Annotated in this window: 15 protein-coding genes, 11 pseudogenes and 1 other annotated feature; of the genes and pseudogenes, 24 read left to right on the forward strand and 2 right to left on the reverse strand. The window is 44.7% G+C overall.

Translation table 11 applies throughout. From position 1 onward, the window contains the following. The first annotated feature begins 776 nt into the window (after positions 1–776). From JCM19037_RS30170 to rsmI, 9 genes and pseudogenes are all read left to right on the forward strand, one after another. Complete coding sequence (locus tag JCM19037_RS30170) at positions 777–956, forward strand: sigma factor G inhibitor Gin (protein WP_373900994.1); 180 nt, start codon at positions 777–779, stop codon at positions 954–956. Between the two features lie 61 nt (positions 957–1,017). Further along, a complete protein-coding gene (locus JCM19037_RS14435; RefSeq protein WP_081829328.1) occupies positions 1,018–2,424 on the forward strand; it encodes an aminotransferase class I/II-fold pyridoxal phosphate-dependent enzyme in 1,407 nt (468 codons plus the stop codon). Then, positions 2,417–3,050 (forward strand): annotated as a pseudogene (gene tmk, locus JCM19037_RS30175) (dTMP kinase). The gene JCM19037_RS14435 and the pseudogene tmk overlap by 8 nt, the downstream one beginning before the upstream one ends. A gap of 63 nt (positions 3,051–3,113) precedes the next feature. Continuing rightward, a pseudogene (locus JCM19037_RS14445) lies at positions 3,114–3,442 on the forward strand (cyclic-di-AMP receptor). A gap of 21 nt (positions 3,443–3,463) precedes the next feature. Then, positions 3,464–4,447, forward strand: a complete 984-nt coding sequence (locus JCM19037_RS14450; RefSeq protein ID WP_042402346.1) for a DNA polymerase III subunit delta' C-terminal domain-containing protein — start codon at positions 3,464–3,466, stop codon at positions 4,445–4,447. Beyond that, complete coding sequence (locus JCM19037_RS14455) at positions 4,448–5,263, forward strand: stage 0 sporulation family protein (RefSeq protein WP_042402348.1); 816 nt, start codon at positions 4,448–4,450, stop codon at positions 5,261–5,263. A 27-nt stretch (positions 5,264–5,290) separates the two neighbouring features. Continuing rightward, positions 5,291–5,653, forward strand: coding sequence for a DNA replication initiation control protein YabA (gene yabA, locus JCM19037_RS14460; protein ID WP_042402351.1), 363 nt, complete (start codon positions 5,291–5,293; stop codon positions 5,651–5,653). A gap of 62 nt (positions 5,654–5,715) precedes the next feature. Then, a pseudogene (locus JCM19037_RS30180) lies at positions 5,716–6,776 on the forward strand (GIY-YIG nuclease family protein). Beyond that, positions 6,733–7,566 carry a 16S rRNA (cytidine(1402)-2'-O)-methyltransferase gene (gene rsmI, locus JCM19037_RS14470; protein ID WP_042402354.1) on the forward strand — a complete coding sequence of 278 codons (834 nt, stop codon included), beginning with the start codon at positions 6,733–6,735 and terminating at the stop codon, positions 7,564–7,566. Before JCM19037_RS30180 ends, rsmI begins: the two are co-directional and overlap by 44 nt. 129 nt (positions 7,567–7,695) lie before the next feature. On the opposite strand, the pseudogene JCM19037_RS14475 reads toward rsmI, so the two are convergent. Next, positions 7,696–7,991: pseudogene (locus JCM19037_RS14475) on the reverse strand (AbrB/MazE/SpoVT family DNA-binding domain-containing protein). A 264-nt stretch (positions 7,992–8,255) separates the two neighbouring features. After that, positions 8,256–8,505 (forward strand) — a binding site (T-box leader). Positions 8,506–8,539: 34 nt separating this feature from the next. Here JCM19037_RS14475 and metG point away from each other — a divergent pair. From metG to treR, 10 genes and pseudogenes are all read left to right on the forward strand, one after another. Beyond that, positions 8,540–10,535, forward strand: a pseudogene (gene metG, locus JCM19037_RS14480) (methionine--tRNA ligase). A 46-nt stretch (positions 10,536–10,581) separates the two neighbouring features. After that, positions 10,582–11,364 carry a TatD family hydrolase gene (locus JCM19037_RS14485; protein ID WP_042402359.1) on the forward strand — a complete coding sequence of 261 codons (783 nt, stop codon included), beginning with the start codon at positions 10,582–10,584 and terminating at the stop codon, positions 11,362–11,364. After that, positions 11,354–11,904: pseudogene (gene rnmV, locus JCM19037_RS14490) on the forward strand (ribonuclease M5). The gene JCM19037_RS14485 and the pseudogene rnmV overlap by 11 nt, the downstream one beginning before the upstream one ends. Beyond that, on the forward strand, positions 11,901–12,755 hold the full coding sequence (gene rsmA / locus JCM19037_RS14495) for a 16S rRNA (adenine(1518)-N(6)/adenine(1519)-N(6))-dimethyltransferase RsmA (protein WP_042402362.1): 855 nt from the start codon (positions 11,901–11,903) through the stop codon (positions 12,753–12,755). The pseudogene rnmV and the gene rsmA overlap by 4 nt, the downstream one beginning before the upstream one ends. Before the next feature lie 60 nt (positions 12,756–12,815). Next, positions 12,816–13,687 (forward strand): annotated as a pseudogene (yabG, locus tag JCM19037_RS14500) (sporulation peptidase YabG). 237 nt (positions 13,688–13,924) lie between these two features. Further along, a complete protein-coding gene (veg, locus tag JCM19037_RS14505; protein ID WP_042402365.1) occupies positions 13,925–14,179 on the forward strand; it encodes a biofilm formation stimulator Veg in 255 nt (84 codons plus the stop codon). A gap of 104 nt (positions 14,180–14,283) precedes the next feature. Next, positions 14,284–14,466, forward strand: coding sequence for a small, acid-soluble spore protein, alpha/beta type (locus JCM19037_RS14510; protein WP_042402447.1), 183 nt, complete (start codon positions 14,284–14,286; stop codon positions 14,464–14,466). 171 nt (positions 14,467–14,637) lie between these two features. Next, entirely contained in the window at positions 14,638–16,545 is a 1,908-nt protein-coding gene (treP, locus tag JCM19037_RS14515) for a PTS system trehalose-specific EIIBC component (RefSeq protein ID WP_081829329.1), read from the forward strand. A 14-nt stretch (positions 16,546–16,559) separates the two neighbouring features. After that, on the forward strand, positions 16,560–18,179 hold the full coding sequence (locus JCM19037_RS14520) for an alpha,alpha-phosphotrehalase (RefSeq protein WP_042402368.1): 1,620 nt from the start codon (positions 16,560–16,562) through the stop codon (positions 18,177–18,179). A gap of 18 nt (positions 18,180–18,197) precedes the next feature. Continuing rightward, a pseudogene (gene treR / locus JCM19037_RS14525) lies at positions 18,198–18,912 on the forward strand (trehalose operon repressor). Positions 18,913–19,696: 784 nt separating this feature from the next. On the opposite strand, the gene JCM19037_RS14530 reads toward treR, so the two are convergent. Then, on the reverse strand, positions 19,697–19,990 hold the full coding sequence (locus tag JCM19037_RS14530; protein WP_042402371.1) for a DUF3892 domain-containing protein: 294 nt from the start codon (positions 19,988–19,990) through the stop codon (positions 19,697–19,699). Between the two features lie 122 nt (positions 19,991–20,112). Here JCM19037_RS14530 and ispE point away from each other — a divergent pair. From ispE to glmU, 5 genes and pseudogenes are all read left to right on the forward strand, one after another. Then, positions 20,113–20,975 (forward strand): annotated as a pseudogene (ispE, locus tag JCM19037_RS14535) (4-(cytidine 5'-diphospho)-2-C-methyl-D-erythritol kinase). Between the two features lie 67 nt (positions 20,976–21,042). After that, entirely contained in the window at positions 21,043–21,867 is an 825-nt protein-coding gene (gene purR / locus JCM19037_RS14540; RefSeq protein ID WP_042402372.1) for a pur operon repressor, read from the forward strand. 12 nt (positions 21,868–21,879) lie between these two features. Continuing rightward, positions 21,880–22,254 (forward strand): RidA family protein, encoded by a 375-nt coding sequence (locus tag JCM19037_RS14545; protein ID WP_042402375.1) that lies wholly within the window; start codon positions 21,880–21,882, stop codon positions 22,252–22,254. 383 nt (positions 22,255–22,637) lie between these two features. After that, positions 22,638–22,928 (forward strand): annotated as a pseudogene (gene spoVG / locus JCM19037_RS24450) (septation regulator SpoVG). A gap of 150 nt (positions 22,929–23,078) precedes the next feature. After that, a pseudogene (gene glmU / locus JCM19037_RS14550) lies at positions 23,079–24,442 on the forward strand (bifunctional UDP-N-acetylglucosamine diphosphorylase/glucosamine-1-phosphate N-acetyltransferase GlmU). Positions 24,443–24,457 lie beyond the last annotated feature (15 nt).

Raw genomic sequence — 24,457 nt, forward strand, 5'->3', positions numbered from 1 at the left:
CCGTTTTCTAGCAATCTCCAGCGCCGATCGATTCCTTCGACCGGCTCTTCGGCCCTTAAAAAGATGGTCAAAATCAAAGCACCAGCAGCGAGAATTAGGAAATCCAACGTAAATCCCCTCGTAAAAGCGTCTATGTGGGGATATTGAGGAGCACGCGCTGATCTGTGCCCAAATCCCCACATAAGAAAGGGAAATCCCCCATGAGCACGCTTACAATGGGATTTGGCTTTGAATCGTGGGGGTAGATCGTCAAAATCCCCACATTGCCCACGCACCGAGGCCGGGCGAGGTGCGAAATCAGCCCCATACCCCCTCCTATGGGCTGATATATCTTCTGTGCCCCGTTTCGTTGGTGAAAATCAGCCCATAGCCTACAGGCACTCACGCGTAAAAGCTTGAGCGGTGTTTTTAACGAGCAAATTCCCTGAATACTGCATGCAAGTAGGTTATTCATGTATAAGTCTTCGAAAATAACTGTCTACACTGTGGACTGAGTAGTCCTTTCAGAAACCGTCTTCGGTGTATAAAACTCCAGTGGTCAAAATTATGTGAGCACGCTCCCTCGTCTAAGTGAACAACCGAATCCCCCAAAATAAAATAATTATCACAAACAGGCACATTCAGGGTCATTTGCCCATATGCTTAAAGAGAACGTGAAATCTCCAAAATGAATGAATTCCCAGTAAATGTCCTCAAACGATCCCGGTATAGATCTATTAAAATTGGAAACACTAAAACCGATACCAGAATTTAAGGGAGAGATGAGGATGAATACGATGGAGCATCGGTGTGGGGTTTGTGAAAGTCATGGAAAAGACGGCTTTCATCTTTTATCTATGTGGCTTTGTAAGGATTGTGAACGTGCGATAGTAACGCTGGATGTTGAGCATTTGGAATATGATTGGTATGTTCAGCAACTGAGAAAGAGTAAAATGAATGTATTGTTGGCTCATTAAGTGAGGCTGTACCCATTCTTTGTTATAATGAAACAATGATTGTATAACAAAAGGATTGACGATGATGAACACTCCAATACTCCAAAAACTTATTGAGCATGCTCATGATCAACCGGTATCACTTCACGTGCCTGGTCATAAAAATGGCGAATTGGCAGAAGGTGACTATGGACGTTTTTTTGAGCAAGTGATGAAACTAGACGTAACTGAACTGCCTGGTTTTGATGATTTACATGCCCCAAGTGAGTGCATTTATGAAGCAGAACAGCTGGCAGCAGAGCAATATGGAATTGCGCGGACGCGCTTTCTTGTTGGCGGTTCTACCGTCGGGAACCTTGCGATGCTGTTGGCGTTTTGTAATCGTGGTGATACGGTGTTTGTGCAGCGCGATTCTCACCAATCCATTGTTCATGGTTTGGAACTGGCGGGTGTACAAGCTGTGTTTTTGCGGTCTGATCTTGATGAACAAACCGATTTAAGCCGGGGGATTGGCCGAGCGACGTTGGCATCGGCTTACAAGGCTTATCCTAACGCTCGTGCACTAGTCATGACGTCTCCTAGCTATTATGGCTCTGTCGGCGAGTTAGAGGCTGTTGTGAACCTCGCAAAATCGTATGGCCTGTCTGTGCTCGTTGATGAAGCTCACGGGGCACATCTACATATTGATTCAACGTTTCCACGTTCAGCACTTGAATTGGGGGCAGACGCTGTTGTGCAATCTGCACACAAAACGTTGCCTGCGTTAACGATGGGTGCGTATCTACATTTGCGCAGTCTAAAAGATGAATGGAAGATAAATGGATGGCTAAAACGACTGCAAACGAGTAGTCCATCATACATTATCATGGCTTCATTAGACGCAGCACGTGCTTATGCACGTACGATGAAACAGCGTAAACCTGCACGAGCGCTTAGCCGCTTTCACTCGAAAGTACACACTAAGATCCCAGGTGCATCTGTGTCTACGGAGGACCCTCTTAAATTGCTTATGTATGTTCCAGAGGGCTATACGGGGTCAAACTGGGAAAAAGAGTTTCATAGACAAGGGGTTTATCCTGAACTTAGTAACGAACAATTTGTACTCTTGATCCTCCCGATACAGATGAGTGAATCCTATGAACATGAACTGCTTCATGTTTTGGGGGAATTGTACGATGAACAGACGCTACCTAAAAAGAAACAGCGGTTTACCCCTGATTATCCAGAAACGAGTATGATTTCGTTTGAAAGTATCGGTGAAACCGCGACAGAATATATCCATCTAGACCAAGCAGTAGGAAGAACGATTGCAGAAGAAGTTGTTCCCTATCCACCGGGAATTCCTTTATGGATTGTCGGGGAGCGTATTGATGAGAGCAGGCTAGTGTTTTTACTGGAGTGGTGTAAAAGTGGTGGTCGTGTTCAAGGTGGGAATCAGTTGCAGAACGATGAATTACTCGTGGTGAAAGAAGAGGTTACATATGAATAAAAAAGGGTTGTTTATCACATTTGAAGGTGGAGAAGGGGCAGGGAAATCAACGGTATTGAAAGCTGTAGCCGAGCGCCTTGAAACGAATGGTTATCGCGTTGTGACAACGAGAGAGCCTGGAGGTGTGAAGCTTGCAGAAAGTATTCGGCATTCACTTTTGGATGATCCGTCACTTGATATCGATCCAAAAACCGAAGCACTTTTATTTGCAGCGGCAAGAAGGCAACATCTTGTAGAGAAGATTATTCCAGCATTAACTGAGGGAGCCGTGGTCCTCTGTGACGTTTTGTGGACAGCAGTCTAGCCTACCAAGGAGCGGCAGGGGGATTGGTGTAGAGGCAGTCCGTCATATTAATGAGTTTGCGGTGGAGGAGCACATGCCAGACGTCACGTTGTTATTTGACTTACCTATTCAAATTGGACTGGACCGAATCAAAGGAAATAAAAGAGAGAGCAATCACCTCGATGAAGAGGGAGCTCTGTTTCATGAGACTGTGAGAAGAACTTACCATCAACTTGCGTCACAAAATGAAGAACGGTATCGTATGATAAAGGCAGATGCCCCTATTGGGGCAGTCGTTGAAGAAACTTATTCTGTCATTCAATCTGCACTAGACCGTGTATAGGTCAATCCAGTATGATAAGGACAAGAGATGCGCATGAGTGCATTGTAAAGGGAGGAAAACAGCGTGAAATTAATTGTATCCGTTGTTCAAGATAAAGACAGCAACCGCTTATCAACAGCTCTTGTAGAGAATGATTACCGAGCAACGAAGCTAGCTTCAACCGGCGGTTTTTTAAAAGCGGGAAACACGACGTTTCTCATTGGGGTTGAAGACGATCTTGTTGCCGATGTTTTGGATATCATTAAAGAGAACTGTGAAAGTCGGGAACAACTGGTTGCGCCTGTCTCTCCGATGGGTGGAAACGCTGACTCTTATGTACTTACCCTGTCGAAGTACAGGTTGGCGGAGCTACTGTCTTCGTTTTGGACGTCGACCAATTTGAACAATTTTAAGTTTGGAAGGGGCGTCGACCGATGACTTGGGATCGATTGCGGAGCCGCCAGCCTGTTGTTGCAAAGCTATTGCAGCAAGCAGTTGTACGAGAGCGGCTTCCTCACGCATATGTTTTTGAGGGCGAAGACCGTTTGGAGCATCGAGAAGCGGCTTCGCTCCTTTGTCGTGCATTTTTATGCAGGTCAACAGAAACGAAGCCTTGCGGAGTTTGCCATGATTGCAAAAGAGCGGAAAACGGAAGTCATCCAGATTTAACAACAATCCAGCCGGATGGCCTTTCCATAAAAAAGAATCAAGTAGAGCTATTGCAAAAAGAATTCGCCTATAAAGGGATGGAATCTCCTCGCAAAGTATATGTCATTGAGGACGCTGACTTAATGACTGCGAGTGCTGCTAACAGCTTACTCACCTTTTTGGAAGAACCTGAGGGGGAGACGTTAGCAATTCTTATGACACGAAATCTACATTTTTTACTGCCGACGATTGTTTCAAGATCTCAAATTCTATCTTTTTCACCGTTATCTGATGTTGAACGACAAAAAAACCTAGAGGCTGCTGGGGAGAAACCGGTGCTTGCCGCTCTTCGAGCACGGATTGGAGACAAGCCTGTTGATCTTCCTGAAGAAGAGCGAACCGCGTGGATTGTACACGGGCGTCAGGTAGTGATACAATTGGCGGAAGAGGTTCTTCAGCGACCTCAGCAAGCAAGGTTAATCTTACAAGAAAAATGGCACAGTCATTTTAAAGATAGGAATCACATTGATACGGGACTAGACCTTTTCCTATTTTGGTACCGTGATGTACTTTACATGAAGTGGGAGAGAGAAGACTTAGCGTATCCGGATCAGGCCGAGCGTTTACGTGTAGAGAGCTTGCATCGTTCAGAAACCATGCTTGCTTCCAATATGAAAGCGGTTATGGAAGCGAAGAAATACTTGTCTGCAAACGTAAATCCGCAGCTGATTATGGAACGTCTCTTGCTTCGTATTCAGGAGGGATCATAATTGCACCAAGTGATTGGGATTCGATTTAAGAAAGCAGGGAAGATTTATTATTTCTCACCTGCAGAATTTGACATTCACGTTGGCCAATCTGTGATCGTTGAGACCGCACGAGGTGTGGAATATGGGGTTGTTGTCCTCGGGGTAAAAGAAGTAGATGATGACGATGTTGTACTTCCCCTCAAGAAAGTGCTGCGAATCGCAACGGATGAAGATACGGCCAGGGTGATCGAGAACGATACACTAGCAAAAAATGCACATGACGTATGTTCAGATAAGATTAATGAACACGAGTTAGATATGAAGCTCGTCAGTGTAGAATATACATTTGACCGTAATAAAGTGCTGTTCTATTTTACAGCGGACGGCAGAATTGACTTCCGCGAACTCGTGAAGGACCTTGCCTCGGTTTTTCGAACGCGGATTGAGTTACGTCAAATCGGAGTTAGAGATGAGGCGAAGATGCTTGGGGGCGTTGGACCGTGTGGATTGGTTCTATGCTGTTCAACATTTCTTGGTGATTTTGAGCCTGTCTCCATTAAAATGGCAAAAGATCAGAATCTCTCGCTCAATCCTGCAAAGATATCTGGATTGTGCGGCCGACTCATGTGTTGTTTGAAATACGAGAATGACGAATATGAACAGGCGAAGAAAGAGCTTCCAGATGTAGGCGAAAGAATTCATACCGTTGACGGTAAGGGCAAAGTCACGGGTTTGAATATGCTTGAGCGCATCGTCCAAGTCGAATTATTTGATGAAGAACGCACCTTGGAATATTCCTTAGAAGAATTGATTGAACAAGGATCACTAACCGGCTAAGCTGCCACAAGAGGGTGGGAGACGAACGTGGCGAAGAAAGAAATGTTTTCACAAGTTATCCATATGGAGAAGCAACTCCTTGCCTTCCATGAAGAATTGCGGGAATTAAAGGAGCAGCTTGCTTCACTGATTGAAGAGAATCAAGGGTTGGTTACGGAAAACCGACTGCTGCGAGAGCGGCTTGAACATGAAGGAATTAAACAGCCCTCCCAAGACGAGCAGCGACCGCCCGCAGATGATGGACAAGGGGAAACCGTCCCGCCCGGAGAAGGCTATGATAACCTTGCCCGTTTGTATCATGAAGGTTTTCATATTTGTAATTTGCATTATGGCAGCTTACGAACGGATGGAGATTGCTTGTTTTGTCTTTCATTCTTCCAAGCGAAGTAAAAATCTCTATGTAGACGACCCGACACGACATGTGCCGGGTTTTTCTTTTGAGGAGTCAAGCTATGGAGTTATTATCGAGAGAGAGAATCGATTATATTTACAGAAATCGCCTTAAAATTATTCAGAGTAAGGAACGCCTTGCGTTTAGTATCGACTCCGTATTATTAGCGCGTTTTGTTTCGGTAAAGCGAACACGAGGACGCATGCTCGATTTATGTTCAGGAAATGGCGTTGTGCCACTCGTACTCACGATGCGAAGTGAGGTACCGATTACAGCGGTGGAAATTCAAGCGGATGTGGCCGACATGGCAAAACGCAGTGTGCAAATGAACGGGCTAACGGAACAAATTGATGTGCGTGTGTTTGACTTAAAAACGATCAAAGACGAAATGCCACATGGAACATTCGACGTCGTTACGTGCAACCCTCCATATTACCAGGACTCGCTCAAAAATGATGCCAAGCCTTTTACGATTGCTAGACACGAGGAAGCGTGTACGATTTATGATGTGGCACAAGCGGCAGCTTATGCTCTTAAACATAAAGGCAAAGCAGCATTTGTGTTTCGACCAGAACGCATTCATGAGCTTTTTCAAGCGTGTGCAACGGCAGGTTTAGAGCCGAAAAGACTACAGTATATTCATCCTAAACAAGAGGCCCAGGCAAACATTGTCCTTTTGGAAGCGGTCAAAGGTGGTAAGCACGGGGTAACGACATTACCGCCTGTTTTTGTGTACGAAAATGGCGAGCATACGACGTCTTTTACTCGGGCATACGAGGGGGAATCGTTTGCCTATGAACGCATACAGTGCAAAGTGAAACGAAGAAGCCATTTTGTGTATATGCTGGAGTGCAAGGATGGTTCGTACTATACAGGATACGCACGTGATGTATGGGCGAGACTGAAGATGCATATCGAAGGAAAAGGGCAAAGTATACACGTGGACGAGGTCCATTTACGTTAATTCACCAGGAAGCGTTTGATACGAAGAGAGAAGCATTACAAGAGGAATGGCGATTAAAACAATTAACGAAGCGCGAGAAAAGGGCGTACATATTAGAAAGAAGGAGGGGTGTTTATGCACCGGGGCACATTATACCTCGTTCCTACACCGATCGGTAATTTAGAAGATATGACGTACAGAGGTGTACGTGTGTTGTCTGAAGTCGATCTCATTTGTGCAGAAGATACGAGACAGACAAGAAAATTGCTCACACATTTCGACATTCCTACACAGACGATTAGTTTACACGAGCATAATGAACATGCTCGTATTCGCGGGTTAATCGAGCAGTTGCAAGCCGGTAAAGATGTGGCCATTGTTAGTGATGCTGGAACACCGCTTGTATCTGATCCAGGGGCGGAATTGGTTGCACAGTGTATTGAAGCAGGAATTGTTATTACTCCTCTTCCTGGAGCTAACGCAGCGCTTACAGCTTTCATTGGATCGGGCCTCGGGGGCGGCGCTTTTTATTTTCATGGATTTTTGCCTCGGAAAAAGAAAGAGATTCGAGAACAACTTGAACATTTACGCCACTTAAAAGTACCGATTATCTTTTATGAGTCTCCTCACCGAATGAATGCGACGCTTGAAACGATGGCAGAAGTTTGGGGAGAAAGAGAAGCGGTCATCGGTCGAGAGCTCACGAAGCGTTATGAAGAGTTTGCTAGAGGTAAGGTGAAAGATCTAGGTCGTGATGAATGGCGAGGTGAGATTTGCTTTGTCGTTGCCGGTGCAGATGAATCGGAACAGGCAGAAACAACCGACTGGTGGGAAGGGCTTTCGATTCGTTTGCATGTGCAAGCCTATGAAGAAAAAGGAATGCAAAAAAATGCAGCGATGAAACAGTGTGCACTTGATCGCAACATCCGCAAAAAAGAAGTGTATAACGACTATCACGGACTTAGCTAACCGGCGTATAGGCTGTTCTATGAGAAGTTCTGAGATGGAAAGTGTCTCAAAAAAGCAAAAACCACACCATGCCTATTGAGCCAATAAAAAAGAGCTACCCATCGATTTGGGTAGCTCGAATTATGATATTTATAGAGCCGTTGACTTTGAATTGTCCAAGTACTCTTGAAGCGAACCAATTACTTCGCGTGCCCCGTCCGGCTAAGTATAATCTTGCCGTCGGCAATTGAGATATTTTCGTCAGAGACTTCGCCTGTGACTTGACAAGTCATATTCGGCTTATATTTCTTTAGAATAATGCGGTCGTGATCCACATAAATTTCTAACGCATCTTTCTCTGCAATATCTAATGTACGTCGTAACTCGATTGGAATTACCACGCGGCCAAGCTCGTCAACCTTGCGAACGATGCCAGTTGATTTCATTGCTTAGAATCTCCTCCTTGCGAGCGCAAATGTATATTTGTGTCACAATTTGACACTTTTTATCTCTATGTGTGCAATCATACCAGTATAGTAAAATCAAGTCAATATAATAATCTTAAAATTCAAATGCGATAAAATGGCTATATCTCAAGTGTTTCTGCATTTTCTGAGACAGCACGAGTGTTTGATATGGTATATGTCTGTTGACTTTAGGGAATCACTGATGTATAATTATCAATTAAGTTTGTGGTTTTTCAACGAATAAACATACCGATGAATGGATGAGTAAACAATAACGAGTGTTCAGAGAGCCGGGTTGCTGGGAACCGGTCACAAACGTATTGTTGAAGATGGTCCGCGAGGTTTTGCATTTTAAGCGTAACGCGTGAGGAATGCACGGTTGACCGACCGTTAGCAGGTGTGTAGCTAATTGTAACTGATTAGCGCTGTTGAGCTTCTCTATCACGAGAAGAAAGCAGGGTGGTACCACGTGAGTCCAACTCTCGTCCCTTCACATAGGGACGGGAGTTTTTAGATTTGATGAATAGATGGGGGCAAATACAATGAGTAATAAACCAACGTACTATGTGACGACACCGATTTATTATCCGAGTGGAAAGCTTCATATCGGTCATGCGTATACGACTGTAGCCGCTGACACGCTTGCACGTTACAAACGTCTACAAGGCTATGATGTGATGTTTTTGACGGGCACTGACGAACACGGGCAAAAGATTGAAAGAAAAGCGAAAGAAGAAGGGGTTACACCGATTGATTTCGTGGATGAAATTGTCGCAGGCATACGTCAGCTTTGGGACAACCTGGACATTTCTTACGATGATTTCATTCGTACGACCGAAAACCGTCATAAACACTCCGTTCAACAAGTTGTGGAGCAGCTAAAAGATCAAGGTGACATCTATTTGAGCGAATATGAAGGCTGGTACTCTGTGCCTGATGAGACGTACTACACAGAATTGCAGCTGGAAGATCCGGTAAAAGATGAAAATGGCAAAATAATCGGAGGTAAAAGTCCCGATAGCGGCATCCGGTAGAACTTGTTCGTGAGAAATCGTACTTTTTCAAAATGAGCAATTACGCAGAGCGTCTGCTTCAATATTACGAAGACAATCCAGACTTTATTCAGCCTGAGGCTCGTAAAAATGAAATGATCAACAACTTTATTAAACCAGGTCTTGAAGACCTTGCCATCTCTCGGACAGCATTTTCGTGGGGAGTACCGATTAAAAGCGACCCTGAACACGTCGTGTACGTCTGGATTGACGCATTACTTAACTACATTACAGCGCTTGGTTATGGGACGGACAAAGACGAAGCTTATCACAAGTTTTGGCCAGCAGATGTGCATATTGTCGGGAAGGAAATCGTTCGTTTCCATACCATTTATTGGCCAATCATGTTAATGGCGTTAGACGTGCCATTGCCGAAGAAAGTTTTCAGTCACGGTCATTTACTCATGAAAAATGAAAAGATGTCGAAGTCCAAAGGCAACGTCGTGTATCCCGATGCGCTTATCGAACGTTACGGGCTTGATGCGGTACGTTATTACCTCTTGCGAGAAGTGCCATTCGGTTCAGACGGTGTATTCACGCCAGAAGCTTTCGTTGAGCGGATTAACTATGATTTAGCCAACGACCTTGGCAACTTATTAAATCGAACGGTTGCGATGATTAATAAATACCTTGATGGTGAAATTCCAGAGTATCTAAAAGATGGCACCGGTTATGATGCTTCGTTACTTGATGTGGCTGACGCAACGATCGAAAAAGTGGAAGCGCATATCGAAACGATGGAATTCTCAGTTGCTCTCACCGCCATTTGGCAGTTTATCAGTCGTACGAACAAGTACATTGATGAAACACAACCGTGGATGCTCGCTAAAGAAGAAGGAAGTGAAGAGCTTCGCGCTGTGATGTACCATTTGGCTGAATCGCTACGAATCATTTCTGTTTTGCTCAAGCCGTTCTTTACAGAAGCACCAACGGCAATTGCACAACAACTTGGATTTAGTGACCAAGAAGATCTTGGCACTTGGGCATCGCTCAAACAGTTTGGTTCATTACCTAAAGGCACACAAGTCGTGAAGAAAGGGACGCCGATTTTTCCACGTCTTGAGATTGAAAAAGAAGTGGACCATATTAGCGGCTAATGGCAGCGCCAAAAACCGACGAAGCGGAAGCTGAAGAGGAAGAGGGCGCGAACCTTATTACGATTGATGACTTTAAAGCGGTCGAGCTACGGGTTGCACAAGTCACAAAAGTAGAGCCGGTGAAAAAAGCAGACCGGTTGTTAAAGTTGCAATTGGATCTTGGTGATGAGACGCGTCAAGTCGTTTCAGGTATAGCTAAAGATTACACAGCGGATGAACTTGAAGGGAAAAAGATCATTTGTGTAACGAATCTTACCCCTGTAAAGCTGCGTGGTGAGCAGTCTCAAGGGATGATTCTTGCTGGAAAAGCGGAAGACACATTAAAATTGGTCACAATTGATGGCGATCTTCCGAATGGAACACTCATATCTTAATTGATGGAAAGCCGGGCATGCCCGGCTTTTTAAAAAGGAGTTAACGATGGTTGAATTGTTTGATACACACGTGCACGTAAACGTGCATCAGTTTGATGATGATCTTGAAGACGTGCTTACCCGTGCACGAGAAGCCGGTGTGAAGTGGATGAATGTCGTCGGGTTCGATCGTGAAACCATTACCCGAGCGATGGCGCTCGTAGATGAATATGAGTTTTTGTATGCGACGATTGGCTGGCATCCAGTCGATAGTGTCGACTTCACCGATGAAGATCTTGCATGGATCGAATCGTTAACGGAGCACCCAAAGGTCATAGCCATCGGTGAAACGGGGCTTGACTATCATTGGGACAAATCTCCGGCAGCGGTTCAGAAGGAAGCGTTTATAAAACAGATCCAGCTTCATAAGCGAGTCGGACTTCCTCTTGTTATTCATGGTCGAGAAGCCCAAGCAGATATTGCGACGATTCTTGAACAAGAAGGGGTCGGCCCGGCAGGGGGAATCATGCATTGCTTTAGCGGAGACGAAGAGACAGCAAAGCGTTGTTTAGATGCGGGCATGCATATTTCTTTTGGGGGACCGGTTACGTTTAAAAATGCGCAACTACCGAAAGATGTAGCGAAGATGGTGCCGCTGGATCGTTTGCTTATTGAGACTGATTGCCCGTTTCTCGCTCCCCACCCTTACCGGGGAAAACGAAATGAGCCAGCTCATGTGGCACTCGTCGCGGAAAAAATTGCTGAACTAAAAGGCGTTACCGTAGAGGAGATCGCTGAGATTACGACAGCTAATGCGAAACGACTTTTTGGGCTTACCGATGAAAATTAAAGAGTGCATCGTTGTAGAAGGCAGGGATGACACGGTTGCAATCAAGCGAGCGGTCGAGGCAGATACGATTGAAACAGTGGCTCAGCTGTGCCACCGCAAGTGATCGAGCGAATTAAACTTGCTATGATACGTCGAGGCATCATCGTCCTTACCGATCCCGATTATCCCGGAGAGCGAATTCGGCGAATCGTGACCGAAGCGGTACCTGGTTGCAAACATGCATTCATTAAGAAAGCCGATGCGCTATCTGCAAATAAAAATAGCGTCGGGGTAGAACATGCGTCTCCAGAAACGATACGAGAAGCGTTGAGGAATGTTCAGACCATTGGTGAAATGCCTGCGTATGATCCAGTAACGATGGCTGATATTCGAGGAGCCGGCTTATTAGCAGGTGAGGATGCCAGGTCTCGAAGAGAGAAAGTTGGATCGGAATTAAATATTGGTTATGCAAATGGAAAGCAATTTGTAAAGCGGCTAGATGTTTTTCAAATTGAACGTGAGGAATTTTTGGCTGCTTTAGAAAAGGTAGGTTTACGATGAAAGAAATTGCAACCCCTACAAGAACGAAGGAAATTGTGGAACGCTACAACTTAAAAGCGAAAAAAAGTCTCGGACAGAACTTTATGGTTGATGCTCAGTTACTCAGCAAAATGGTTGATCATACAGGTTTAACAGAAAGAGATGGGGTCATTGAAGTGGGGCCTGGCATCGGAGCGTTAACCGAGCAGTTAGCAAAGCGTGCGAAGAAGGTTATCGCTTATGAAATTGATCAGCGCCTTTTACCTGTTTTAGACGATACACTGTCTTCGTATGACAATGTGGACATCAGGCATGAAGATTTTTTGAAGGCAGATCTTACGCAAGTGTTTAAAAAGGATTTTTCGGATGTAGACCATGTGTATGCGGCAGGCAATTTACCGTATTATGTTACAACGCCCATTCTTATGCGCTTTCTTGAGGAAAGATTGCCGATTGAAACATTAACGGTCCTCATTCAAAAAGAAGTAGGCGACCGTCTCGCTGCGAAGCCATCGACGAAAGCTTACGGATCGTTGTCGATCGCCGCGCAATATTATGCGGAGACAGAAGTCATATCAGCGGTGCCACCGCAAGCTTTTATGCCAAGACCGAATGTCGATTCTTCGATCATTACGTTTCGCATTCGCAAAAAAAAAGCTGTGCAAGTAAACGATGAAGCTTTCTTTTTCAAGTGCATACGCGCATCGTTTGCTCAGCGCAGAAAGACGCTCCGAAATAACCTGAATCATTGGCTTGGAGACAAAGAGCGGGTAACCGAAGCTTTGGGACGCGCAGAGATTGATGGAGCACGACGAGCTGAGACGTTAAGCATTCAGGAATTTGGTAATTTGGCAGATGCTCTAAATTCTTAACCATTCGTTTCACCTCTTTCATGGCAAATGCATAGTGTACCGTATGGAGGAGGAGTCACGATGAGTTTACAAGTTGGTGATCTTGTTACGCGAATCTCCTATGGTGAAGATGTTTTGTTTCGTGTGACGGCGGTTGATGACAAGGATAATATTGAACTAAAAGGTGAGGAGTTAAGGCTCGTAGCCGATGCCCCGCTGGCGGATTTGAAAAAGGTTGACGATGATGAGCGTTCGGAATTTGAGGAAGAAGAGAAGAAAAAAGAAGAGCAATGTTATCGGCTATTCCGACAAGATAATCGATTGATGCGTGAGAAAAATGAATATGAATTGTCATCGGCATATGCGACCCCGAATCCCCAATATTTTGAGATGAGGGTCGTGTTCTGCATATGGATGGCGACGCTTCGTATTTGCAAAAATGCACGACGATGTACGACCGTCTCGGCATTCCGGTATACGGTGCGCATATGAGGGAGACGGATATGCCGCAACAAGTGGCGTCACTACTTGAGATGGTACAGCCGGATATCCTCGTGATCACGGGGCATGATGCCTATACGAGAACGAGGGGAGATTCGAATGATCTGAAAGCTTATCGTCACTCCAAAGCGTTTTTACAAACGGTACGTGAAGCACGAAAGGCTGTCCCTAATCTCGATGATCTCATCATTTTTGCAGGTGCGTGTCAGTCGTATTTCGAAGGGCTCATCCGCGCAGGAGCGAATTTTGCGAGTTCACCATCACGGGTGAATATTCATGCGCTTGATCCTGTCTATATTGCTTCAAGAGTGAGCATGACACCTTTTTTAAATCGCGTACACTTAAATGAAGTACTTCGCAACACGATTACGGGTGAAGATGGGCTCGGTGGCATCGACACAAAAGGGGTATTAAGAAGAGGCATTCCCTTGAAAGAACAAGAAAATATATAATCCAAAAAACCTGTCATAGATCATTGCTTTGTGCATGAAACGGCAGGTTTTTGCTATTTTCTCAATGATTTTTGAATAATACGAGGAAATTTCGGCAAAATAAGAGGAATCTTACCGTTCGACAAATTAAACAGTTGACATGCAGGGCTTTTCACTGTTAAAATTTAATATTTTGTATCGGTTTGACGTTTCATAAAAATTGTGGTAAAATTATTACTAGTGAGGTGGGGTGACATAATGGGTAAAACGTTAGTGGAAATTAAGCAGTCGCTTGAAGAGAACGTCGGTAAGCGTATCACACTGAAAGCGAACGGCGGACGCCGCAAGATCGTCGAACGCTCAGGCATGTTAGAAGGAACGTACCCCTCAGTTTTTATCGTGAAATTAGATCGCGACAAACACAAAGTTGACCGTGTATCTTACAGTTATACAGACGTCCTGACAGAAACCGTGCAACTAACGGTTTGTGAAGACGAAGAATTACAAGCATAATATTTTTACTTAAGCTGCCATTCTTACAGAAATGAGCAGCTATATTTTTGTCTTTTTTGCCGATGCTATGTGTGTACGGGATTATTGAAAAGGAGATGGTTCCGTTGAGCCGTCATCGTAGTATCATGTCTTATGCACTCAAAGAAGAAATCGCAAAAGAATTGGGATTTTATGATACCGTCCAACAAGAAGGTTGGGGCGGAATCAAGGCGAGAGATGCTGGAAACATGGTAAAACGAGCTGTTGAAATGGCAGAAGAACAACTCGCTTCAAGGCAGCAGAAATAAACCGTACACGCCAGTGAAATCAATGATGATTTCACTGGGTTTTTTACGTCACGATGAATCTGATGAGTGACATTTCAAAAATACTTGTGAAAGCCCTTGCAAAGTAAACATATCCACGTTATAGTTGAGCAACTCTAACTTGTATATACAAGTTAAAAAGGAGGTTGAAACATGAGCGTACAAAAGTTAATCGCACCACTTTCAGGTCGTATTCTCCGGTTGGAGGATGTGCCAGACCCGACATTTGCAGAAAAGATGATGGGCGATGGAATTGCAATTGAACCGAATGAAGGAGAAGTCGTTGCACCTGTCGATGGTGAAATTGTGCAAGTATTCCCAACGAAGCACGCGGTTGGATTACGGACAACCGAAGGGTTGGAAATTCTCATACATGTCGGTATCGATTCCGTCCAGATGGATGGAGAAGGTTTTGAGGTTCATGTAAAAGCAGGCGATTCTGTTCGTGCCGGCGATCGTTTACTTACATTTAGTCTTGAGTTATTGCGAACAAAAGCCGCGAGTGCGATCACTCCGATCGTAGTTACAAACAGCGATGCGGTAGACGCAATCGAATGGAACTCTGAAGAACAACAAGCGACAAAAGGAAAAACCGAACTACTTACTGTACATGTGAAACAAAATAAATCTGAAAAGAAGAAAAAGACAAAAGGTGACTATACCGAAGAAGCAAAACGAATTGTTGAAGCGGTAGGCGGAGAGGAGAACATCATCGCCGCCACGCACTGCGTGACTCGTCTTCGATTTGCCTTAAAAGATGACGCTCATGTAAACAGAGATGCACTAGATGAGATGGATGTCGTACAAGGGCAGTTTCTTACAAATGGTCAATATCAAGTCATTATTGGGCAAGGAACGGTAGATAAAGTTTATAAAGCCATCGTTTCTGACACGAATATTGAGGAAGCATCTAAAGATGAAGTGAAACAAGCGAGTGGAAAAAAACAAAACGTTATTCAAAGAGGCGTTCGTGTTCTTGCTGATATTTTTATTCCGATCTTACCGGCCATCGTCACGGCAGGTCTTTTAATGGGGCTAAACAATATCCTCGCCAATCCAGGTATCTTTGGAGAGCAATCGGTCGTGGAAATGTTTCCACAATGGGCTGATTTTGCAGACATTGTTCATCTCATTGCCAACACCGCATTTACGTTCTTACCCGCACTCATAGGTTGGTCTGCCGTCAAACGTTTCGGGGGCAGTGAACTTCTGGGCATAGTTCTTGGACTAATTCTCGTTCATCCGGATCTATTAAATGCGTGGGCGTACGGAGAGGCTCAAGCGGCGGGGGACGTGCCTACATGGACGATATTCGGTCTAGAAATTGAGCAAATTGGATATCAAGGCCAAGTGTTACCAGTACTCTTTGCTTCTTGGATTTTAGCAAAGATTGAAATCTTTTTACGTAAACGTGTGCTTGATTCGCTACAACTGCTCGTCGTTGCACCGATTGCACTGCTAGTCACTGGTTTTCTCACATTTTTATTTATCGGTCCAGTAACGTTCACATTAGGGAACTTACTAACCGATGGATTGGTCACTGTATTTGACCAGCTTGAAATTGTCGGTGGTCTCGTATATGGTGCGGTGTATGCACCACTTGTTATTACGGGGATGCACCATACATTCCTAGCAGTAGACCTTCAACTTATTGGAACGTTAGGCTTTACATTCCTTTGGCCAATTCTCGCACTATCGAACATTGCGCAAGGGTCGGCAGCACTTGCGGTTATGCTTGCGACCAAAGATGAAAAGCTAAAGGGATTAGCAGGAACATCAGGTTTGTCTGCATACCTTGGAATTACAGAGCCAGCGATGTTTGGAGTGAACTTGCGTTTTCGCTATCCGTTTGTAGCGGCCGTAATCGGCTCAGCAATTGCAGCAGCTTGGATTACATCACAAAATGTTGTCGCAAACTCTGTTGGGGTCGGTGGAGTCCCAGGGTTCTTATCGATTACGAGCTCAGGTTGGATCGCTTTCTTCATCGGAATGGCAATCGTTATCGTCGTTCCTTTTACGATTACGTATTTATTAGCAAAACGAAAAGGGTTTGAAGAATAGAAAGTAGGGTTAGGATGAACGCGAATTGGTGGAAAGAAGCGGTCGTTTATCAGATTTATCCGCGGAGCTTCAATGATACGACTGGCAGTGGAACTGGGGATTTAAATGGAGTAACAAAGCGTCTAGACTATCTAAAAGATCTCGGTGTTGATGTTGTTTGGCTGACCCCAGTTTATAAATCACCACAACACGATAACGGTTATGATATTGCAAATTACTACGAAATTGATCCATTGTACGGCACGATGCAAGACTTTGATAAGTTACTCAACGAGACTCATGCACGTGGTATGAAACTGATTATGGATTTGGTCGTTAATCACACCTCAACCGAGCACGAATGGTTCCAAGAAGCGCAGAAATCAAAAGATAATCCATACCGAGATTACTATATATGGCGTGACGAACCGAACAACTGGGAATCTAAATTCGGTGGTTCTGCGTGGGAATGGCATGAAGCGACTGGACAATACTATTTGCATCTATTTGATAAAACCCAAGCAGATTTGAACTGGGATAACCCAAAGCTACGAGAAGAAATCTATCGGATGATCGAGTTTTGGGGCAAAAAAGGTATCGATGGATTTCGTTTGGACGTTGTTAACTTGCTATCGAAAGGCGAAACTTTTGAGGATGATCATGTTGGGGATGGTCGCCGTTTTTACACCGACGGTCCGAGAATTCATGAGTACATCCATGAAATGAGCACTCGTGCATTTTTGCCTTATGGTATGATGACGGTAGGAGAAATGTCTTCCACAACACTTGAACAAGGGGTTCTTTACACGCGTCCTGACCGTCAAGAGTTGGACATGATCTTTCATTTTCACCACCTTAAAGTCGATTATCCCAACGGTGAAAAATGGACCGAAGCACCGATTAATTTCGAGCAATTAAAAGAGATTTTTACGAAGTGGCAAGAGGGAATGGATTCCGGCGGTGGTTGGAATGCGGTATTTTGGAGCAATCATGACCAACCGCGTGCGGGTTCAAGATTTGGTGATGGCTCCCCTGAAGCGGCAAAAATGTTAGCAACAGCCATCCACCTTCTAAATGGGACACCGTATATATATCAAGGCGAAGAGCTAGGCATGACAAGTCCGATATTTAAAACCATTGAGGAATATCGAGACGTCGAGTCGCTCAATGCGTATGATCTGCTCATAGAACAAGGCGTGCCTGAAAAAGAGGTTCTGTCGATCCTCGCTAGCAAGTCTCGAGATAACGGAAGAACGCCAATGCAATGGAGTGGCGAAAAGCCTCATGCCGGATTTACAAACGGTACGCCGTGGATCGGCCTTGCAGACAACTGGGAGACGATCAATGCAGAGAATGCCATCAATGATCCTTCGTCTGTATACTATCATTTCAAACAGCTTATTCAACTGAGAAAGAAACATCCGGTCATCCAATCAGGGAGCGTTCGATTCCTCGATCATCTTCACCCTGCACTGTTTGCTTATGAACGAGTGTTGGATGATAAACGGCTCGTTGTCGTATGTAACTTTTCTAGTGAAGCGGTAGAAGTTTCTTTACAGATACACGAAGTGCTCATTTCTCATCTGCCTATTCAGAGCATTGATGACCAGAAGTTTGTATTACCTGGTTACGGTGCAATAGCTTTTTTTGCATAGTTGAAGGAGCGAGAAGGTGTGGAGAGAAAATATATAAGCGTGTACCAAGAACTAGCGCAAGAGATACGCCAAAACGTATATGAACCAGGTACTCTGCTTCCGTCTGAGAATGAGCTGACCGATCAGTTCACAACATCTCGGGAAACGGTTCGAAAAGCACTAAACTTGCTCGTTCATTATGGGCTCATACAGAAGGTTAGAGGCAAAGGGTCGATCGTATTAGATTCACAGCCGTTTGATCTTCCGGTTTCAGGAATTACGAGCTTTAAGGAATTGACTGAAAACATGTCCATACGAGCGGTAACGAACGTCGATCGAATTGAATCGTTACCTCAAGATAACGACATGCACAAGAAAATGGACATCCCCCCCGGATACGCCGGTATGGCAAGTCGTTCGAACGAGGGAAATTGATGGAGAAGTTGTGATTGTGGACCGAGATTGTTTCATTGAGAACGTTGTTCCGAAGCTCAGCCTAGAAGTTTGCGAACAATCCATTTACGAGTATATTGAAAATGAGCTAGGTCTCACCATTGCTTTTGCACATAAGGAAATCGTCGTTGAGCTGCCTACAGCCGAAGACCACCGGCTGCTCAGCCTAAACGGTGCACCGAACGTCGTCGTCATTCGCAGCCTCGTTTATTTGGAAGACTCGAGTGTGTTTCAATATACGGAGTCACGGCATCGCCCTGACAAGTTCCGTTTCGTAGACTTTGCTAGAAGAGAAAAGTGAACCTGTACTGCCCTTATGATCTGGAGAAAAGCTTCCGCCTATGATGGAAGCAAGAATCAACAGCGCAAATTATAAAATGTGAAGTTCACACTATCTAGATCGTTCTTCACTGTTTAAGGTACCGAAAGTGATGATTTGTACTCGTTTTCTGGAAGTAATTAGGAGATTGGCGATCTAGATCGCCCTCTAAATGGTCTAGAGCACGTTAAAACGATGGATTTTACCAAATACTGGGCGATCTAGATCATTTTCATGATGATCTAGATCGTTTTTTGCGGTTTTCAGCAGCTACAGGGGCAACGGTCACTCATTTTTGGGAATTTATAGGGGATTGGTGATCTAGATCACACCCGAAACGATGGTAAGCTGGGTAAAGTGGAAACTGTGCTCGAGTTGCGACCGAACTGTTCTCAAGTTGGGAAAAATTGCAGGAAAAGCGGTATATTCTCATAAACTAGGTAACAGAATGAGCAAACTCGGTAACAGATTACAAAGTCACGTGTGCAACCCCGCTCTTAATTACACAACTCAAGAGCTAGCAACCATCGGCACCAGAGGTGCCGAAGATAAACCAAACGAACGTCGGCATGACTCATGCGACGTTCGTTAGTCTTTGTGACAAAAAGGGTCGTAGATTCTCTTACGACGAGCGAAGGGAACGGAGGTTTGATGCGATTACAATATCAAGAACTAGTGAATTTCTTTAGTACAACGGATATAGAGCGCACAATGCTGGAAATTAGTCGTTCTGTTAGAAGCGGGTACGGTGTACTTCTACTAAATCCTAAAAGGTGTCCAATGAATCCAAGTTGTTGCTCTTATCGCCGTCAGGCTCACTTCGCAAGATGTCTCTGCCGTACCGTTGGAATACATCAACGTGGGCGAGAGTGCCGGCTTTTGCCTCTTGGAGTGCCGATGGGTAATCTAGTTCCCTTCCTCTGTTTGTCTTAAAGGCAATCAGGTTGCCGTCCTCATTCTTTCGCACGGCAACGATCTGCTCTTGATCCGAACCAATGTCCGGTTCGATCGTTCGTGCTTCGTTTTTGTAACGTTCATAAGCATCTTCAAAATCTGTCATCCTTTGACCTCCTTTCACCCTAGTGTGTGCTGGTTATTTTGGATTTAACCCCTGTCCTGTACATGCCCTTTATTTTCGACTAGAATAAAGGAAAACCAAGACCATCTTGTGAAAGAAGGAGAATGACGTTGAAATGTTCGTTAAAGGCACCGGCGAAAATCAACCTTTCTTTAGATGTGCTTGCCAAACGCGAAGATGGATTTCATGAAGTAGAAATGATTATGACAGAAGTTGACCTTGCCGATCGGATCGACCTTACGAGCCGGAGAGATCAGCAAATTGTCATTCAGACGCATGCAGGCTATATTCCTGCAGATCGTCGTAACCTCGCGTATCAAGCGGCAAGTCTTTTGAGGGAAAGGTATCGTATTTCAGCAGGTGTAACGATTTATATACAAAAGAATATTCCTGTAGCGGCTGGACTGGCAGGGGGAAGTAGTGATGCGGCAGCGGTGTTACGCGGCTGAATCAGATGTGGGGATTGAAGCTTTCCAAAGAGCGTCTGGCAGAACTTGGCTCGGAAATCGGCTCGGATATTGCGTTTTGTGTTCATGGTGGCACTGCCAGGGCGACAGGGAGGGGCGAGAAGATTGAGCATTTGCCTGCGCCTCCTGCTTGTTGGGTCGTTCTCGCAAAACCTCCAATCGGTGTTTCGACGGCAGATGTGTACGGCCGAGTCCGGGTAACGAACCCAGATCCTGCGAACACAGGTAGCCGAGCAATTGAACAAGCCATTCGTGACGAAGATTATCGCCAGATCTGTACGCACCTTCACAATGATCTCGAACAAGTGACGATGAAACTTTATCCTGAAGTCGGGCAGATTAAAGAACGGATGCTTGAGTCAGGAGCGGATGCGGCGCTAATGAGCGGGAGTGGGCCGACCGTATTTGGGCTCGTTAACAGTGAAGGGAAAGTCCATCGCGTGTACAATGCATTGCGTGGTTTTTGTGACCAAGTGTATGCTGTGCGGCTAATCACGTGAGTAACTTGAGAAAATACGTATAATAATGGTAAAATAATCTTTAATATTCGTGTTTTCGGAGGTTCTGATGAAAAAATTAAAAAGAAGCGGTCGTCTAGTTGATATGACACATTTTTTGTTGCAACATCCGAATCAACTCATCCCTCTTACTTATTTCTCTGAAAGGTATCAGTCTGCAAAGTCTTCAATTAGTGAAGATTTAACGATTGTGAAGAGTATATTTGAGAGCGAAAAGACGGGGTACTTAATTACGGTGCCTGGGGCGAGCGGAGGGGTTCGTTATGAACCTGCAGTACCTGCAAAAGAGGCCGAAGAACTCGTTCAGTCTCTATGCCAGAAACTTCAGGATCCAGAACGGCTTTTGCCTGGCGGTTATTTGTATTTGATGGACATCCTCGGGCGTCCACGATTAATGAATGATATTGGACGTTTATTTGCAGGACTGTATCGGGAAACGCAAGTCGATGCCGTTATGACAGTAGCAACGAAAGGGATACCCCTTGCGTATGCCATTGGAAATCATCTTGATGTGCCTGTCAGCATCGTCCGTAAGGATCACCGGGTCACGGAAGGCTCGCTCGTTAGTATTAACTATGTGTCAGGCTCATCGAAAAGAATTCAAACGATGTCTCTCGGTCGCAGAAGCATCCAAGAAGGGGCAAAGGTCCTCATTGTTGATGATTTCATGAAAGGCGGCGGAACCGCTCAAGGAATGGCAGAGCTTCTTAAAGAGGTTAAAGCAGAACTTGTCGGTACAGCTGTTCTTGTAGAAGCAACGACCGATGAGCGAGTGGTACAAGACTACATTTCATTAATCTGCCTGGAAGAAGTGAATGAACGCACGAAGAAGATTATTGCAAAGCCGGGAAATTTTGCTAAACATTTACGTTAGGAGAGACCGAAGATGAAAAGAGTTTTTACAAAAGACGCACCTGAAGCGATTGGACCGTATTCTCAAGGGATGATCGTAAACAACCTTTTTTACAGTTCAGGCCAAATTCCTCTCACTAAAGAGATGGACATTGTTGAAGGTGGCATTGAAGAACAAACGCACCAAGTGATGAGTAACGTGCAAGCGGTCTTAAAAGAAGCCGGTTCTTCACTTGACCAAGTTGTAAAGACGACAGTGTTTATTAAAGACATGAACCAATTCCCACAAATTAACGACGTGTATGGACAATATTTCAGTGACCACCAACCGGCTAGGTCTTGTGTAGAGGTCGCTCGGTTACCTAAAGATGTGCTCATTGAGATTGAAGTTATTGCCCTTGTTTCCTAATAAAGCGAGGTAGAGATCATGAATGATCTCTACCTTTTTGTTGATCGATAGCGGATGAATAAAAAAATAATGCCGAAACGATGTTGGGAACCGCGTAAAACCTTTATCGACAACGATGTCCCTCCCCGCCATGGGTTAAGTAAGCCAATATCGTTCTTATGCCCCAGGGCGCAACCATCCATTTGTTGTAGAAATCAAAACCTACAATGTAGCTCGGTATCGTCTATAGTTTGTCTCTTTTCGGAAGTTTCTGGGAACAAATCGTGAATATTTTTTGAAAGTTAGCAGGAATTCAAGTTCCCGATGTTGAAAGGTATTGCCCAGAGTCAAAATAAAAACGCTCACAACTAGAATTTTGTGAAGTAGGAGAAGGTGGTGAAAGGATGGAAGTAACAGACGTAAGACTTCGCAGGGTAAGTACAGCTGGACGCATGAGGCCATTGCATCGATTACTTTCGACCAGGAATTTGTTGTACACGACATTCGTGTCATTGATGGGAACAACGGATTGTTCGTTGCAATGCCAAGTAAGCGGACCCTGATGGAGAGTTTAGAGACATCGCCACCCGATTTCTTCTCGGACACGCGAGAAAATCCAAACTGCGGTACTGGATGAATACGAGCGTCAAGGTGATTTGGAAAATGTAGAATATGAAGAAGCGGGTGCTTCTTAATCAATGAAGACTCTGTACACGCCGTTGTACAGGGTCTTTTTTCGTGTATGGAGACTGTTCCCATCTGTTGAAAATCATGCGATTATAGGATATATTCATACGAGATACGAGCGCGTTACATGTTAAAGATTTAAATGTGGAGGTCGTTGAATGAGTAATCGATATGCAGTTATTCTCGCTGCGGGTCAAGGCACTCGAATGAAATCGAATTTGCCAAAGGTTTTGCACACGGTGTGTGGAAAATCAATGATTAACCATGTCATTGATCAAGTACAATTGGCAGGTTTTGACCAGACAACCGTTGTGATTGGCCACAATGGGGAAGATGTGAAACAAGCGGTCGGAAATTCAAGTGAATTTGTATGGCAAAAAGAGCAACTAGGAACAGGTCATGCGGTTAAGCAAGCGGCTCCCCTTCTTGCGGGAAAGAAAGGAACAACGCTTGTCATCAGTGCGGACACGCCGATGATTTCTGCAGCAACGATGCAAGCGCTAAGCGACCATCATGAGCATAGCGGTGCAAAGGTAACTGTGTTAACTGCTCGAGTTGATGATGCAACCGGCCTCGGTCGAATTATTCGTGACTCAGAAACTGGTGATGTACAAAGGATTGTAGAACATAAAGATGCCTCTTTGAAAGAACGGGGCATTTCAGAAATTAATACAGCTACGTATTGTTTTGACAATGAAGCGCTTTTTTCCGCACTCGAAGAAGTGAAAAATAACAACGCACAGTCAGAGTATTACTTGCCTGATGTGTTAGAAATCCTTCGTAATCGTGGTGAGCGGGTCGCAGCTTGGGAAACTTATGACGGTGCAGAAGCGATGGGTGTAAACGACCGTCTTGCGTTGTCGCAAGCAGAGAAAGTTATGCAAAAGCGCATCAATGAAGCGTGGATGAAACAAGGCGTGACGATGATTGATCCTGATCAAACGTACATTGCTGCTGATGTTCAGTTAAGCGCGGACATTCTTTTGGAACCAGGCACTGTAATACGTGGAAACACGGCAATTGGAGAAGGGTGCACGATCGGTCCACACACAGAAATTACAGACAGTCAAATCGGAATGAGTACGAACATTAAACAATCGGTAGTAACGAATAGTCAAATCGGGAACGATGTGAACATTGGACCGTTTGCCCACATTCGCCCAGAAACGGTTGTTCATGATGAAGTGAAGCTTGGAACTTTGTTGAAGTAAAGAAATCAACGGTCGGTGAACGTTCGAAGGCCAATCACTTAAGCTATATTGGGGATAGCCATATCGGGCAAGATGTGAATGTTGGCTGCGGCGCGATTACCGTCAATTATGATGGGAAGAACAAACACCTCACTACCGTCGAAGACGGTGCGTTTATCGGATGCAACGCAAATTTAGTCGCACCGGTTACAGTTGGCAAAGGCGCATTTGTTGCTGCAGGATCTACGATCACAGAAGATGTGCCAGCGAGTGCTCTCGCTGTTGCAAGAAACCGTCAAACCAATAAAGAATCGTACATGGACAAAAAATAACAATTGTGGAGGACA

The organism is Geomicrobium sp. JCM 19037 (genome assembly GCF_000698105.1).
In the GTDB taxonomy this organism is placed as follows: domain Bacteria; phylum Bacillota; class Bacilli; order Bacillales; family Marinococcaceae; genus Geomicrobium_A.